At 45.9% G+C, this 15347-nt stretch carries 10 protein-coding genes; 4 read left to right on the top strand and 6 right to left on the bottom strand.

Going from position 1 to position 15347, the window contains the following annotated elements; all coding sequences use genetic code 11:
* Positions 1-105 precede the first annotated feature (105 nt).
* The 3 genes from ACLVWR_RS05810 to ACLVWR_RS05800 all read left to right on the top strand — a co-directional run bounded on the left by ACLVWR_RS05810 (position 106) and on the right by ACLVWR_RS05800 (position 4831).
* The gene (locus ACLVWR_RS05810; protein WP_413582933.1) at positions 106-2292 is read left to right on the top strand and encodes a TadE/TadG family type IV pilus assembly protein; all 2187 of its coding nucleotides are present in this window, start codon (positions 106-108) and stop codon (positions 2290-2292) included.
* Positions 2293-2371: 79 nt separating this feature from the next.
* Positions 2372-3850, top strand: a complete 1479-nt coding sequence (locus ACLVWR_RS05805; protein ID WP_413582932.1) for a hypothetical protein — start codon at positions 2372-2374, stop codon at positions 3848-3850.
* A gap of 9 nt (positions 3851-3859) precedes the next feature.
* Positions 3860-4831, top strand: coding sequence for a hypothetical protein (locus ACLVWR_RS05800; RefSeq protein WP_413582931.1), 972 nt, complete (start codon positions 3860-3862; stop codon positions 4829-4831).
* Position 4832: 1 nt separating this feature from the next.
* On the opposite strand, the gene ACLVWR_RS05795 is transcribed toward ACLVWR_RS05800, so the two are convergent.
* The 4 genes from ACLVWR_RS05795 to ACLVWR_RS05780 all read right to left on the bottom strand — a co-directional run bounded on the left by ACLVWR_RS05795 (position 4833) and on the right by ACLVWR_RS05780 (position 9503).
* Positions 4833-5825, bottom strand: a complete 993-nt coding sequence (locus ACLVWR_RS05795) for a sugar phosphate nucleotidyltransferase (RefSeq protein WP_413582930.1) — start codon at positions 5823-5825, stop codon at positions 4833-4835.
* Positions 5822-6859, bottom strand: a complete 1038-nt coding sequence (locus ACLVWR_RS05790; RefSeq protein ID WP_413582929.1) for an aminoglycoside phosphotransferase family protein — start codon at positions 6857-6859, stop codon at positions 5822-5824. Before ACLVWR_RS05790 ends, ACLVWR_RS05795 begins: the two co-directional genes overlap by 4 nt.
* Positions 6860-6884: 25 nt before the next feature.
* Positions 6885-7757 (bottom strand): hypothetical protein, encoded by an 873-nt coding sequence (locus tag ACLVWR_RS05785; RefSeq protein ID WP_413582928.1) that lies wholly within the window; start codon positions 7755-7757, stop codon positions 6885-6887.
* A gap of 189 nt (positions 7758-7946) precedes the next feature.
* Positions 7947-9503, bottom strand: a complete 1557-nt coding sequence (locus tag ACLVWR_RS05780) for a sigma 54-interacting transcriptional regulator (protein WP_340598058.1) — start codon at positions 9501-9503, stop codon at positions 7947-7949.
* A gap of 375 nt (positions 9504-9878) precedes the next feature.
* Between ACLVWR_RS05780 and ACLVWR_RS05775 the strand changes: the two genes are divergently transcribed.
* Positions 9879-10688 (top strand): alpha/beta hydrolase, encoded by an 810-nt coding sequence (locus ACLVWR_RS05775; protein ID WP_413582927.1) that lies wholly within the window; start codon positions 9879-9881, stop codon positions 10686-10688.
* On the opposite strand, the gene ACLVWR_RS05770 is transcribed toward ACLVWR_RS05775, so the two are convergent.
* The gene (locus ACLVWR_RS05770; RefSeq protein ID WP_413582926.1) at positions 10681-12402 is read right to left on the bottom strand and encodes an ABC transporter ATP-binding protein; all 1722 of its coding nucleotides are present in this window, start codon (positions 12400-12402) and stop codon (positions 10681-10683) included. The two genes, ACLVWR_RS05775 and ACLVWR_RS05770, sit on opposite strands and share 8 nt — an antisense overlap.
* A 21-nt stretch (positions 12403-12423) precedes the next feature.
* The gene (gene uvrA, locus ACLVWR_RS05765) at positions 12424-15345 is read right to left on the bottom strand and encodes an excinuclease ABC subunit UvrA (protein WP_413582925.1); all 2922 of its coding nucleotides are present in this window, start codon (positions 15343-15345) and stop codon (positions 12424-12426) included.
* Between the last annotated feature and the right edge of the window lie 2 nt (positions 15346-15347).

Here is a 15347-nt window from a genome sequence, read left to right as displayed (position 1 = left end):
CGTTGTCATGGATAAAAGTCTGTCATCTCACTATAGAACAAGTCAAAGTTTTCAAGGTCGAGTTATTGCCTCTGCGCAAGGTATACGCGACAATAATCAAACGACATGATGAAAGACCAACCACCACTTATTCAAATACTGAGAAATCGCAAAGGTCAGGTTGCTCTTTTTGTTGCCCTCATATTCCAGATACTGTTTATATTTTTCGCGATGGTCATCAATGTGGGTCTTCTGGTTCACCACAAAATCAATCTGCAAAACTCTGTGGATTTTGCCGCGTACTATGGAGCGATGAAGCAGGCCGAGAACATGAACGCCATCGCACATGTGAACTATCAGATTCGTCAAAGCTGGAAGTTACTGGCTTGGCGTTATCGTATGATTGGGACTGCGGGGGATTTCGAGGAACATCCTCTTTTAAAAGATCCAAGTCGTGGTCTAACATTGCGCCCCGGTTCTGCAGATACGGATGATATCAATATGAGTGCGCGGGACTTTTACGATGCGCCTTCGTTTTGTGCGACTTACGTTCCCTTTAAGCCGATGCCGGACGGGGAGAATACATGTAAGTTTCTGAAGTCCAATAGTGGCATCAGAATCTTCGAACAAACCAAACCCATAGCTTTTCATCACAGTATCAATGCGGCGATCAGTAATGCGACTGAACTTTTACGTAGCCGTGCCTTTGAGCGTTGCCGATACTTTGGAGCTTTCAATTATCGTCTTCTCGCTCAGTATGTGGTGGCTTACAATATCGATCAGGGTGATCGCATGTTGTTGATTGCGGCGATGTCGCGATCGATGAGTAATAGCACGAGTGACTTTCATGATCTTGATGGAGACAGTGTTAAGACGGGTATTCTTGCGACACTTAGAAATAATCTGACTTCTGCGAACAATAACGATTCACTTCGCGTTCAGGTTTACAATTCATTGGGAGCGGAAGGTTGTAACAATCCCGCGACGGACACCATGCCTGCAAAATGGTTGGTGCCAATCAGAATTGCTCCGGCATTTAACTATATTGATACCGAGTGCCGACAAGAAGAAAGTAGAATCGTTTCCGTTCCAAAAGAGCTGGCATCGGATCGCAATAATTGGCCACGTGAAGTTCGTGAGGATCAGGGTCATCCATTATGGAAAGAGATCAGCGAGATGTCTCAGTTCGTGGGGCTTCGTCAAAACATTGAGGATCCTTATAACTACTCAATGGGTGTGGAAAAGAATCCTTGGTGTATGGCTTATGTGGGTGTAAGTGCGACAGCGACCCCGAACATTCCATTTTCACCACTGGGCTCTGTTCAGTTACGAGCTCGCGCATTCTTTAAGCCGTTCGGTGGTCGTATGGGTCCTTGGTATGAATCCCAATGGCCATCTGGTTCTGATAGATCTACCGGTGGTGGAAAGATGGATGAAAATCTTCCTCCGCGAATTTTCGATACCAGCAACATCGGCAATCCCAAAGACGCGACACGAGCAGGGAATTTCAGTCGTTTCATTGGTGATCCAGTAGGTATGAAAAGTCGTAATCTCCTATTCCAGTTTGGTCGCGCGATCTTCAGACTTGATCCAACTTGGAGCCAAGGGCGTTCGAATACGCAAGCTGATCTACGTGACAATGCTCCGAACTTTGATCACTGGAAGCAATTGCCATTCGAATTTGCAAAAAAGAATTCAGGGAACGGCGATTTGCTGGCTTGGAGTGAAGAAGCTCGTGGTCCTTCGCGCTTTAGAAATTTGGAATTGTTAGCAATCTTGCCTGATCAGTTCGATATGGCGTACTACTCTATCGAGCCGGACTTCTATCATAACTACTACACTCGCATTAAAGACAAATTTATTCCCAAAGTGGTTGCTGGTTTCGATAAATTGGTCAGACCGGATATTGGTCACCACAAGGATTACAATCAGGGTGGCGAAAACCTGGAAGCGTTCAGCGTGAAGGATCAGTATAAGGTTTTGAAGAATCAGGAAATTCGGGAATTGCAGCTCGATATTGATCAGAAACTTACGTACATTTCCAAAGATTGGAAGCACACTCTTACAGGATGGGCTGACAACGGTCTGCTTGACTACTCTTTAAACACCAACAAATTAGGTAAATGTACTATTGAGCCTAAATACGAAGGTGAAACTCCTGCTCCACCAACCTCGGGCAATTGCATAGTGGGGGGGAGCTCGGGTTACTCGGTTAAAATGATCTCCTCTGATTATTTGAACTCTGAGCTGCAATTGGGTGGAGATAACTCCGGGGCCGCCAAGATCAAGAATCTGCCTCCATCAGACTTCTAGATTCACTCTTAATTTCTCAAATTGAGACACTTAAGATTCTCTGACTTTTGTCCGAAAAGAGACAGGTAGGGGAACATTTATGAGTAATGCGATTCATCGCGTGTTTACTATTCTTTTTGCAATTTCTTTTGCTTCTGCTTCCGCATTTGCAGCGGAGCCCGTTGTTCAGGGGAGTGATGCTAAAGTTGCGAGGCAAAAACAAGCTGCTGGTGCAACACCAACAACTTTGGATCCGGTGAAGGACAGCCCCGACGGCGCTGATGGCGCGGGTAAGGGTTTAGACTCGGTCTACAATCAAATTCTTGCAGAATACAATGCAGTTAGAGCTATGTGGGGAGTGGTGGTGAATGACAAAGCTGCTCCTGATATAACTAAACTTAAAGAGGAATATCAAAACAACAGAACAGCCTGTATTGACCGTCAAAAGTATGCGGCATATGCCTGCCTTGAAAACTGGAGCCCAGCAATTCAAGATGGAGTGGCAGCAGTAAATACTTTGATGTCCACTGTAGGGAGTGCCGCAGTTAAAGATTCATGCAGTAACTTTGCTAAAGCCATGGATATCGCAAAATACGCAATGACTGCTTACACAGGTGCTTGCGGAACCATGAAAGCTGGATGCGGTTTATCTTGTGTTGCAGCACGTGACGCCTTGGATTCTCTTTATAAAAAAATGTATGGAAATACTGTTATTACATGCGTAAACCAAACCACATGTCCTGCTGATAGAACCACCTATCAAAATGCACGAGCAAAGTTGGCTCAAACTCTTAAGCAAGAACTGGATAAAGGAAACAATCTTTCGATCGCTGGTAAAGCTGAAGTTTGTACTGGCAAGTATGCACAATTGGCAATTTCTGCAGCGGCAGGTATCTTTGGTATCGCGCAATCCTTAAAGCAAGGTGAAAGCTGTGAAGAAGAATCCAGTGCGGATGCTTCAACTGCAGGTGCAACGACTGCTGAAACTTGTGCTGTTGCAGCTAATGCAAATTTGCCAGAGTGTATTTGTTTAAAAAATCCAATGCTTGAAGGTTGTGGATCCACAGCTGCTAAAGCATCTATGAATGCCTCTGGTGGTGGCTTGTCAGCTCTATCAGCCGGTTCTTCAGAAGCGGGAACTGACGGATTGACGGCAGCAGACTTGGCTTCGGGTAGCACGGATCCTGATATCTCTGGTGCTCGTAATCCTTCCAGTGCAGCTAGTGGGGCGGGTGCTCCAGTGGGTGGCGGCGGAGCAAATCTTGGTGGTGGCAGCGGCTTCGGTGGCGCTGGTGCTGCAGGCGAGGAAAAAAGCGGTCAGAAAGCTCTTGATACAAACATCCTTGGTGGCGCCGGTGGTGGCGGCGGAGGTGGTGGTATGTGGGGCGGTGGCGGAGATGCCGACAGTGATAAGTCGGGCTATCGCAGTTACTTGCCAGGCGGAGCAAAAGATCCTTTGAAAATGAATGGTGGCACCTCCAACGCGAGCAAAGAAGTGACCGGTCAGGGTGGAAAATCCAACTGGGAAAAAGTTCGCGAGCGCTACCAGGACAACCGTTCCTCATTAATTAATAACTAGGAGACTGCGATGAAGATGATAAAAACCATAACAACATCGGCGTGCACTCTTAGCTTGGCAATGGCTCCAGTGTGCTCATTTGCGACGTCAGGAGTGGATGGTAGCAATACTACCTCGTATGCTTCTGCGGTAAACAGCTCTGCTGATGATTCTGCAAAAGCCAATAACAAAGGTCAGGCAATCAATGCTGTGGCCAGTGCGACGGAGTTTGGGATTGCCGCGATTAATTGGTCGCGTTGTTCTTCAGACGATAAAAGTGCATGTGCAGTTGCTGCGGCTTTTACAGCCATGGCGATTCTTTCCATGAAGCAGGCAAAAGAGGATGGCAATAAAGCATCTCAAGCCGCTTACACGGGAGACCTGTCTGATGCTTACGGTTCAAACGGAAATTACAATTCCTCCGTTACTAATGATCCTGAATACAAGTCTGTGGCGGCAGTTGGTTCGGACTATATGAAAAAAGCCGAAGCGGGTCTTAGTGATTTAAAAGCCAAGGGTTTGGTGAACGGTTCCGCAACGAAAATCACTTCGCCAGACGGAACCTCTTACAATGTAAATGATATGACTTCAGCTGCAGGTATGGCAGCGGCGGGTCTGCCACAAGGTGCAATCGATTCGGCGATGGCTGGGGCAGCCCAAGTTGAAAAGAAAGCTTTGGAGAAAGTTAAGATCGGCTCCACTACGGCAGTCAATGGTTACGAAGATGGTGCTGGTGGTGGCGGCGGTGGCCGACTACCCAGCGATGATGGTTCATCGTCCGGCGCTGGATATCCTGGATACGCAGGGGCTGGTGGCTCTGGTTCGGCAAGTTTGCTGGATAAGGATCCTTCCAGACTGGCGGCAGGAATGAGCAAGAACTATAACGGCGAACCAATTGGAGTTGCCGCTGATAGTATCTTTCTAATGATGTCCCGACGCTACAAAGTCAAAGAAAGCCAGGACTCATTTTTTGGTTCAGCTGATGTTGATTTAAAGAAGTAGTCTATAATAGGATTGTGTTGCTGACGCGAGTGCCGTCAGCAACCGTCACGTCATCACCTATGATGACATTTTCCAGAACACAATCTTTTCCGATAGTCGTTCTCGATCCCACACTTATAAAACCTGAAAATTTTGAGTTGTTGTCAATCAGTGCTTCTGCAGAAAACTGCAAAGTAGCCTGATCAAACTTTTGCGTAACGATTCGCGCTTTTGCAAACTGCGAGAATGTCTTCTCAAGCGCTTGTTTTTCCGGAGAATCAGCGGCCATCATGACTTGCAAGCAGTGCTTGGAGGCTTCCAGCAAATCCGCTGGATTGCCGGTTTCAAACCAAGTGCATTCGAATGGAAAGACTTGCGCTTTCTCGCCTTTGGCAACCCCCGCCATCACGCCATCATACAGAATATTGGAAACGCCACTCCCTGGCAGATAGTCGAAAATTCTTTCAGACAGAATTTGCACGCCAATGAAGTGCCAGGCCTTTTCGCAGTTCTCAATTTTTGTTTTACCAAAGCCTTTAATGTTACCGGCAGAGTCTGTCCAAACACCGCCGAACTTGGTGCCAACTTCATGATGATCCATAACCATCAAAGTCGATAAGGCGCCGGAGGATTTGTGGTGGGCTATGGCTTTTTTCAGAACTTCAGAATCCTTCGGCAAGATTACTTCGTCGGCATTCATCATTATGAAATCACCGCCACCTTTGAGGTGTTCGCGGGCATTGCTGAGTCCGCCGCCGCTTCCCAGAATTTCACCCACTTCATCACAAAACACCAGCTTTTGCGCCCCGTGATTGATTCTGTTGAATAAGCTGTGGATTTTTTCAGGCAGGTGATAGGTGTTTACGACAAGTTTCGAAATACCCACTTCCTGCAGAAATCCCAAAGAGTGTGCCGCCAAAGGAATAGTCAGAAATGGCATGGCAGGTTTGGGCAGAATATTCGTATAAGGGCGAAGACGAGTTCCTTCGCCAGCTGCAAGAAGCATCACATTCATAGGGATTCGTACTTTCTTTCCAATGCACCTGAATCAATCAGAATATCCGCAAATACTTTGTATTCCGGAAACTCATTGATGGCTTTCATGACTCTGCGTAGAGTGCCAGACAGATATTTTAGGTAACGACGGTCTTCACGCTGATGGAAGAAGCTTGCGAAGCTTCCGCAGGCTTTAAAGCAGCGTTGAATGGACTGAAGTTCATACACGCGGTCAAAATGCTCGCGGGAGAAGTCTTTGGGCAGATACTGCTTTGATTGCTCAAGGTAGTAGCTGATTAGTTTGTTGGCCATATCGTCGCTCATATCGACGTAAGAGTCGCGCATTAAGCTAACAAGATCGTATTGGATCGGACCCAATCGAGCATCCTGAAAATCGATAACATGGACTTTGTCGAGTTTGATCATCACGTTTCTTGAGTGATAGTCACGATGAGCAATTCGTTTGGGTTCGGCATCAAGCTTCGAGCAGATATCCAAAAAGATATCTGAAATTTCCTTATTGGACTTTTCGTTGAAAGGGAATTTCAGAATTCCAGCCAGCAAATTGTCTTTGCCGTAATTCATTTCCCACAGGAACTTTTCGGTGTCGAATTTCATCTTGAATGCGGAACAGTTCGGATCATGATCCAATGTGGCTTTGTGGTGGATTTTAACAACCTCATCCACAGTCATTTTATACCATTCCATGGATGATTCATGGCTTTGACTTTCCCAGAACTTTCGCTCCAGCATCAAATCGCCAAGATCCTCCAAAAGAACAAGACCCTCTTCCGGTGACATCGCAACGATTTTGGGAACATGGACACCATTTTTGGAAAAGTGATTTAATACACTCATGAACGGGTAGTTCAGTGGATCGAAGGGTTCCCAGCGCATCAGCACCCAGGATTGATTGTCATGCACCACGCGGTAGTAGCGACGATTAGAAGCATCTCCCGCAAGAGAGAATACTTTGAATGCGTCAGTGGACAAAGAGCGACTTAAAAATGAGTTTAGAAAAGCATCATGAGTGACCATAAGAAAAATTCTCACAGACACTCATTGTAAAGACAAGGACTTATGTGATCTCTGGTTCCTTCATAAAGAACAGCTCCAGAACCTCTTTCAATCCCTGTGTTGTCAACGGAGCGCGGTCCACCTCGAAACAGTTCACCGAAGCTTCATCAACAAGGTCAGATGCCAGGCCTTCCAGCTTGCCAAGTTCTTCCAGGCTAAGAGCTGAGCTCGTGATGATAAGAGGTTCATCAGATTCATGTTCTTCACGCAGATAATCCAGCAGCAATTCCTGCTCAGCAGAGTTCAAATCTTCAATTTTCTCGACGAAAACTGTCATTGCACCCATTTTTGCGATATCGAAGCTGGAGTGCAGTTGACCTTTGATGTCGTTGAAAGGAACAAATGCCCAGCGGCCTGTAAGCTCATGCAATTGCAGAGCGACTTTCTTGTTTGTCGTGTTAGTGGAGCCCTCAAGGTGAATCAAGTGAGAGACAAGTTCTGTTGACAGACCTTTGGCCAGGTCTTCGGAGTTGTCTTCCAGAAGCTCATCAATGCTTGGCATGGTCTCGTCGCCGAATACATGAAGGTTCTCGGTGGCGAAATTTGCTTTGCTGATTTCTACAAGATTGGATTCTTTTTGTTCCAAATACCATTTGTATAGAGCTGGTTCCAGAACCATACGAATCAGTTGTGTGACGCCCTGGCGTTTTTCAGCATTTAGATCCAATGCAGAAGGAACGATTGCAGTGCCCAGCAGGGAACCATTTACTTTAATGGGAACGTGAAAGTCATTGCCACGCAAGAATGTATCCTGATCAGGTAGCATCGCTGACATATCCATCAGCTGACGGATTTGCAGATCTTTGCCGTAGCGAGATTCCACCAGCTGCTTAAGACGAGATACAAATGATGATTCCAAAGTTGTACTTTGCATATTAAAAACACCCCTTAACAAAAACCCTTATATACAAGAGCGGTGCCAAGTGTTAGGTGTACGGGTAAATATGCGTGATTTCAAATACTTATGTGTGTTTGGTGCATAGAAAAAGGGCCTTGAAGTTGTCCTTCAAAGCCCTCTAATTTTAGTTCGAACGGGTAAATATTTTAAAATCGGTGCCGCAAATTAGCGGGCGATCTTACGCTTATCAAGGCCGTACTTTTCAACCTTCATGATAAGACCTGCACGGCTGATGCCCAGTTCTTTTGCAAGTTTGGATTTGTTCCAACCTGTGCGGCGAAGACCCTCGCGGATCATTTCGCGCTCAAGATCTTCCAGCGCATCCTTCAGTTTACCTTGCAAACGGGAACCTTGAACTTTGTTTTTCTCGCCAGCTTCCAGGATTTTTGGGGAAAGAAGTTCACCCATCAATTTGGATTCTTCGCCGGAAAGAACACAAAGTCTTTCGATTTCATTTTGCAATTCACGAACGTTACCTGGCCATGGATAGTCGTACAGTTTTTCAAGTGCACGCTTCGTCAATTGGTGCTTTACACCACCTTGAGATTCATGGATTTTATTCAAGAAGAAATCCGTCAGGAACGGAATGTCTTCTTTACGCTCACGCAAAGGCGGAACGCGGATGTTGATAACATTCAGACGGTAGTACAAGTCTTCACGGAATGTGCCTTGTTCAACCATTTCTTTCAGGTTTCTGTTCGTCGCCGCAACGATACGAACATCGACTTTTCTCATTTCAGTCGCACCTACTGGAGTGAAAGTACCTTCTTGCAACACGCGAAGAAGCTTAACTTGCATCTGTGGAGACGTGTCCCCGATCTCATCCAGGAAGAATGTACCTTTGTCTGCCATTTCGAAAAGACCTTTTTTGTCTTTCAAAGCGCCAGTAAATGAACCCTTCACGTGACCGAATAATTCTGATTCCAACAAGTTGTCATTGAATGCAGAACAGTTCTGAATGATAAATGGTTTTTCTTTACGGTGAGAGTTGTAGTGGATCGATTTTGCGATCAACTCTTTACCCGTACCGTTTTCCCCTTGAACCAGAACTGTGGAGTCCGCGCCTTTGATCTTATCAAGCAAAGCGTATAGGGACTGCATTGGCTTGGATTTACCGATCATGTTGTCGTATTTAAATCTGTTGCCAAGTTCTTTGTTCAATTCTTTGATGCGATCTTCACGGGAAGTGATTTCCAAGTGAAGAGTCACGATCTCTTGAGCAACCAATTCACAAACTTCAGTGAAGTGTGTGCGTTCGTGGTCATCCAGGAACTTCAATTTGCCCAGGCATTTTTCAATCACTTCGCCAGACATACCGAAAGCGGCCAAGCGCTCACGGATTTCAGTCATGCGTGAAGTAAAGTTGGCTTCACGGAAGAAACCCATCGCCACAACTGTACCAACACAATCGTTTTCGATCATGATAGGGAATACACCCACATCAAAACCAACCATGTCCCACTTGCGCAATGAAAAGCGATTTTGTGAAGTACGAAGATCATCAAGTGATTTCGTCACAAGCTCAGCAATGCTGGCTTGACCGGCCTCTTTATTTACCAAAGCCGCGATTGCAGGATTGTTGAAACCAGCTTTGCCGGAGTCATACCCTCTTAGTGCACCTCGCTCGTCAGTGAACACAACGTCGATATTCCACCAAGCGCTAAGGATATGTTTGAGTTTTTTGATAACATGTATATGTTCAAACTCATCCCAATTAATCATTTCAACTCCCTTTTCTTTTTCTAGAACTTTCAAACTGTCGATATTTTTATCGTCAAGAAACTAGACGGACTTGAGGGTTGTGTCGAAAGTTCATGCAAACCCGGACCTTGGTCATATATTTTTCGTACACTGATTGCGGGTCTCTGGGAAATAGCTCCGTGATTTCCTGTGTTTATGTGTCGACTCAAATTGAAACGCAAATGTGATGTGTTATCGTTGAAGGATATGAAATGTCTAATTCTCAGCGTTTTTCTAGGTTTGATTTCGTTTAATGTTTTTGCAAACCCTAACAGGTGTGAACCGTATGATGCGAAAGTTTTCAATCAAAGAGTGTTTACGTCGCGCTGTCTTTCGTCGAATTTCTTTTCAAAAAGTTTGAAAAAGAAAGTTGAATTCAACGTTATCGTTCCTCCGGGCTATATGCCCGATGCAGTGACTCCATACCCCTATGCGATTTTTCTGCATGGGCGCGGAGGAGACCGTGATTCACTATTATATGCTGGTGGCCTGGAGGCTTATGATCAAACCATTCGCAGTGGCGGCAGACCATTTTTGATTTTTGCTCCAAATGGCCAAAGTCATTACTGGATGAATGGTGCGATCTCCAAGATGAAGATGGCGGACATGGTTACCAAAGACTTGGTTAAGCATATCGAAACTCACTTTCAGGTTATTAAGAACGAGCCCTGCGATCGTGCTTTATTTGGAATTTCCATGGGTGGAAATGGGGCTTTGCAACTGGGTCTAAGTAATCCCAAGCTGGTGTGTACTGTCTTTTCCATGAGCCCGGTGTTTCGAACGCCATCGGAAATCTGGACTCCAACGACCAATCAGAATCAGCCCAAAGAAGATTACTACTCCTATGGTGTCGGCAAGGACTTTGAGGCGCGCAGTGCTCGGCATATCTGTGACAAGCTAAAAAAGCCGGGGAGCGAGCGATGCCTGCCCTTTAAGAGCTTCCGATTGGAGATTGGCTCGACGGATCCCTTTTTGAAAGATACTCCGGATACAAAGAACTTCATCGAGGAACTTAAAAAGAACCATACTGAGTTTGAAATTGGTATTAAGGATTGTGACCAAAAGGCAGTCTGTGAAGAGCACAAGGACTGCAACTCGCATGCGAACACCTATTGGAACTGTCGCATGCCGTATGTGATGAAATGGTTGTCGGAGCAGTTTAAGTAGTCTGTTGCAGGCTGTGGAAATTGTGGTATTCGCCTTTTAGTGACAACAGACTTGCGTGTGTTCCGATTTCCACAATTTGACCGGCTTTCATGACGACGATCTTGTCAGCCTTTTGAATTGTGGACAGACGATGCGCAATCACCAAAGCCGTGCGGCCTTCCAGAAGGTGATCCAAACCTTTTTGGACCTCGATCTCGCTGGCTGTATCCAAGGCGCTTGTAGCTTCATCCAGAATAAGAATTGGAGAATCTTTAAACATCGCACGAGCAATGCTGACACGTTGTTTTTCACCGCCAGACAAAAGATTTCCACGGTCACCAACACGACTTTGATAGCCTTGTGGCATCTTCATGATGAAGTCGTGGGCGTTTGCAAGTTGTGCCATTTTTTGAATGTCATTGCGGTCGCGGTTGTAGTCACCAGCCCAGATGTTCTTTTCAATGGTATCGCTGAACAAGAACACGTCTTGTGTGACCAGTGCGATATTGCGACGAAGATCTTTTAAGCCCATGTCTCTGATATTTACGCCATCGATAAGGATCTCACCGGAAGTTGAATCAAAGAATCTTTCCAGAAGATTTACGATAGTTGACTTACCTGAGCCGCTGGCGCCGACCAAGGCCACCACTTCACCACGGTTAATCTCCAGATTCACATTCTTCAGGATCAATTCTTTGCCGTAGCTGAAGCTTACGTTTTTGTAGGTGATCTTCTTCCAGTCTTTCGGGAAGGCAACAGGATTGGCAATTTCCGGAACTTCAGAATTGTTGTCGATGATTTCGAAGATGCGGCGGACTGAAATAACAACTTCCTGAATACGGATGTAGGCTTCCTGAATCTTTTTGATTGGAGCATTTACCATCAACAAGGAAACGATAAAGCCAATAAAGTTACCAGCAGTTCCGCGGCCCGCAGCAATCTCATAGCTATTGTAAAGCATGATCAACGGAACGATGGAAGTGGCGATAAACTCAGTTGCAGGGCCTGCTGCTTCCTGGCGTTTGAATACGATTTTGCGGATCTTCAGGAAGATGTTTGATTCGTCCTCAAGACGTTTTGCCATGTCTTTTTCAAGATTGAATGACTGAATAACCCGCACGCCATCCAGACTTTCCTTGATGGTGGAGGTCATGTGCTCCATGGTGTCGCGTTCGCGCGGAATGTACTTGCGCATACTGCGGGCAACGGACTTAAGAATCATTCCAACCAATGGTGCAACGATCAATACCGCCAAAGTCAGCTTCCAATCGATGACAACCAGATTGACGAGCAAACCGATCAACAGAAGTGGATACAAGAAGATATCAGCGACGACGCGCAGACCATCCTGAATGGTTTTGATGTCATTAAGAATACGGCTGATCAGACCGCCGGAGCCGGTTGCATAGGTATTATGGAAGGATAGATTCAAGCGCATGAACTTGTACTGAAGCTTTTGGCGAACTTGCGCGACAACAGCCTCGGAAATGTAGTTCATGTTATACAAGTGGTAGTATCTGGAAATAGATTGAATAAAACCAAGTGCAATTACGATTGGAACTTGTTTCTTAAGCTCATCCTGATTGTTGGCTGAAAGTGCGTCGAATAGCACCTTGGACAAGAAAGCGACCCGTGCAGTTGCCAGCGCATTCAAGATGCCGGTGACCGCAACCACGGTAAAACGTTTTTTGTGAGGTTTAATTTCAGCAAGTAATTTTTTAATCTCAGGTAGCATTCTACTTCCGTCTCGCGGGTATTATGCATTCCCGTCGATATAGCGTTTTAAATATTGGCCTGTCAGACTTTTCTTGGCCTTCATGATGTCATCAGGAGAGCCGTGAGCCACAATATTACCACCTTTTTTACCCGCTTCAGGGCCGAGGTCAATAATATAATCGGAACCACGGATCACATCCAAATTATGCTCTACCACAACGACGCTGCCGCCTGTTTCAATAAGCTTATTTAGAACTTTCATCAGCAAATCAACTTCGCGGAAATGAAGTCCCGTAGTGGGCTCATCCAGAATGTACAGTGTGGCCTTTTGTTGGACCTGAGACAGCTCTTTGGCAATCTTTAGACGTTGTGATTCCCCGCCGCTCAGGGAGTTGGCAGGTTGACCCAGTTGCAGGTAATCCAAGCCGACCTCTTTCAGGACGGAAAGTGGTTTGCGGATATTAGGGTGAGCTACAAAGAAGTTCATGGCTTCACTTACAGTCATAGCCAGAATTTCAGATACGTTTTTGTCTTTGTATTTAATTTCCAGGATTTCGTTGCGATACTTTTTGCCGTCACACACGTCACATGGAATAACCACGTTATCCATGAACATCATGTCGATCTCTTCAAAGCCCGTGCCTTTGCACGCCGGGCAGCGACCACCGTCGACATTCAAACTGAAGGTCCCTGGCGTGTAGCCGCGTGTTTGTGCTTCCGGAGTGCTGGCCATGATTGTACGAATCGCATCAAAGGCTTTTAAGTAGGTAATCGGCGAACTTCTGGCCGATTTTCCAATCGGGGATTGATCAATCAAAAGAACATTCTTGATGTGATCAACACCTTCGAGGCCGGCATATTCCTGAGCTGGAAGATATTCCAGATCCAGAGCACGCGCCAATGCCGGATAAAGTGTTTTTGAAATCAGCGTTGATTTCCCAGAGCCACTAACGCCGGTCACAGTGACCAGACGATTCAATGGAATCACCACATCAAGATTTTTTAGATTGTGGCCCTTGGCGCCTTTTAATTCGATCTTAACCTTGTAGGTTTCGATATCGACCGGGCGAATCGTTCGAAGATTTGCCAGGTGTTTATTGTCCATCAAATAAGGAACCGTGTTGGACTTTTCGTATTTATAGAAGTCCTTGGTGGTGCCGGAGTAAACGACTTCTCCACCAAGATATCCAGAACCTGGGCCCATCTCGATGATGTTTTCGCTGGATTTAATCACGTCGTGATCGTGTTCAACGATAACCAGAGTGTTGCCGAGGTCCTTAAGGTCTTTAAGAATTGAAATCAAACGGTCATTGTCGCGTGGATGCAGGCCAACTGTTGGCTCATCCAGAACATAAAGTGCCTGCGACAATCCCATGCCCAATTGATTTGCCAATATCAGTCTTTGATATTCGCCGCCCGATAGAGTTCTGGTTTCGCGATTGAGGGAAAGGTAATGAACTCCCACGCGCATCAAGAATTCCAGGCGAGAACGGATTTGTTTTAGTACTTCTCCGGCAACTTCCACCTGATGAGGTGAAAGTTCAATTTTTTTAAAGAACTCGCACAGATCCTCAATGATCATTGAGGAAAGCTCATTGATGTTCGCGCTGCCAACCAAAACATGGTTGGCCTCTTCACGAAGTCGCGCGCCTTTGCAATCCGGGCATAGGAAAGGACTGCGGAAGCGGGCGATGAAGACTCGCACATGCATTTTGTATTTGATCTGGTCCAGATACTCGAACAGGCCACGAACCCCAAAGAAATCGTCGTTGCCCTTCCAAATCACTTCACGGTGCTCTTTCGGCAGTTCCTGCCAAGGAGTGTGAATGTCGATTTTGGCTTTCTTGCAATATGCAAGGAGCTGCTTTTTTTCGTGGGCGGCACTTGGCATCCAAAAAGGACTTAAAGCACCTTGGGCTAAACTCATAGCAGGGTTTGGAACTACTTTGGCTTCATCAATATCCAAAATATTTCCAAAACCTTTACAGGTCGGGCACGCGCCGATAGGTGAGTTAAAGCTGAACAATCTTGAAGTCAGAGGCGGTGGAGTATAACCGCAAACTGGGCAGGAGGATTCTTCGCTGACTTGCAGGCGTTGACCTTCGGTCGTCAGGATTGTGGCTTTACGTGAGATCAAATTTGTATTGTATTTGATACTCGCTTCATAAGCTTGCGTTAAAGAATCGGCAATACGGCCTCTTTCATCCGCATTGAAACTCATACGATCGATGATCAGATAGAAGGTTTCCTTCGGGAGACCTTTCTTAATTGCAGCCGGGTCCCCAATTTCAACAACAGTTCCCATTTCTTCATTGGTCAAACCGGAAGGGGCAATAGGAATACTAATAACCTCTTCGACTGTCTTTTTGGTTGCACCCTTGGTTTTGGTTTTCTTAAGAGTCGCTTTTTTTGTCGCAACAGGTTTTACCGTTGGTGCCACCTTCGGAATATAGATGCGCAGGTAACCGTCTTGCAAAAGCAATGAGTGCAGCTTCTTTGCTTGAGCCACACGGCCGCTCTCGGAAATTTCCACCATGAGGTAGCCACGCTTACCAGTGAACTCTTTGATCACTTTGTCAGTGGCCTCTGTGACGCTCTCTTTTTCAGTCGGGCAGTGATGGGTCGGGCAATAAGACTTGCCGATCTTTTCATACAACAAGCGCAAGTAATCGATGATTTCGGTTGTTGTGCCGACGGTGGAGCGCGAGCTTTTAACAGTGTTCTTTTGTTCGATTGAAATCGCAGGTGGAATATTGCTGATGCCTTCAATGTCAGGCTTTGGTGCTTTATTCAGGAATTGGCGTGCGTAATTGGACATGCTTTCAATAAAGCGGCGTTGTCCTTCAGCAAATAGGGTCTCAAATGCCAGAGAGGATTTCCCTGAACCACTCGGGCCGCAGATCACAGTCATTTTACCGACCGGGATCTTGACCTCGATGTTTTTAAGGTTGTTCTGTTTCACAC

Source organism: Bdellovibrio sp. HCB288 (assembly GCF_047305935.1).
In the GTDB taxonomy this organism is placed as follows: Bacteria; Bdellovibrionota; Bdellovibrionia; order Bdellovibrionales; family Bdellovibrionaceae; genus Bdellovibrio.
The sequence above is the reverse complement of the archived record's forward strand: the minus strand, read 5'-3'. Positions and strand labels throughout refer to the sequence as shown.

Coding starts and splice junctions, on each gene's coding strand:
- ACLVWR_RS05810 (WP_413582933.1), top strand. CDS start 106: ATGATGAAAGACCAACCACCACTTATTCAAATACTGAGAAATCGCAAA.
- ACLVWR_RS05805 (WP_413582932.1), top strand. CDS start 2,372: ATGAGTAATGCGATTCATCGCGTGTTTACTATTCTTTTTGCAATTTCT.
- ACLVWR_RS05800 (WP_413582931.1), top strand. CDS start 3,860: ATGAAGATGATAAAAACCATAACAACATCGGCGTGCACTCTTAGCTTG.
- ACLVWR_RS05795 (WP_413582930.1), bottom strand. CDS start 5,825: ATGAATGTGATGCTTCTTGCAGCTGGCGAAGGAACTCGTCTTCGCCCT.
- ACLVWR_RS05785 (WP_413582928.1), bottom strand. CDS start 7,757: ATGCAAAGTACAACTTTGGAATCATCATTTGTATCTCGTCTTAAGCAG.
- ACLVWR_RS05780 (WP_340598058.1), bottom strand. CDS start 9,503: ATGATTAATTGGGATGAGTTTGAACATATACATGTTATCAAAAAACTC.
- ACLVWR_RS05770 (WP_413582926.1), bottom strand. CDS start 12,402: ATGCTACCTGAGATTAAAAAATTACTTGCTGAAATTAAACCTCACAAA.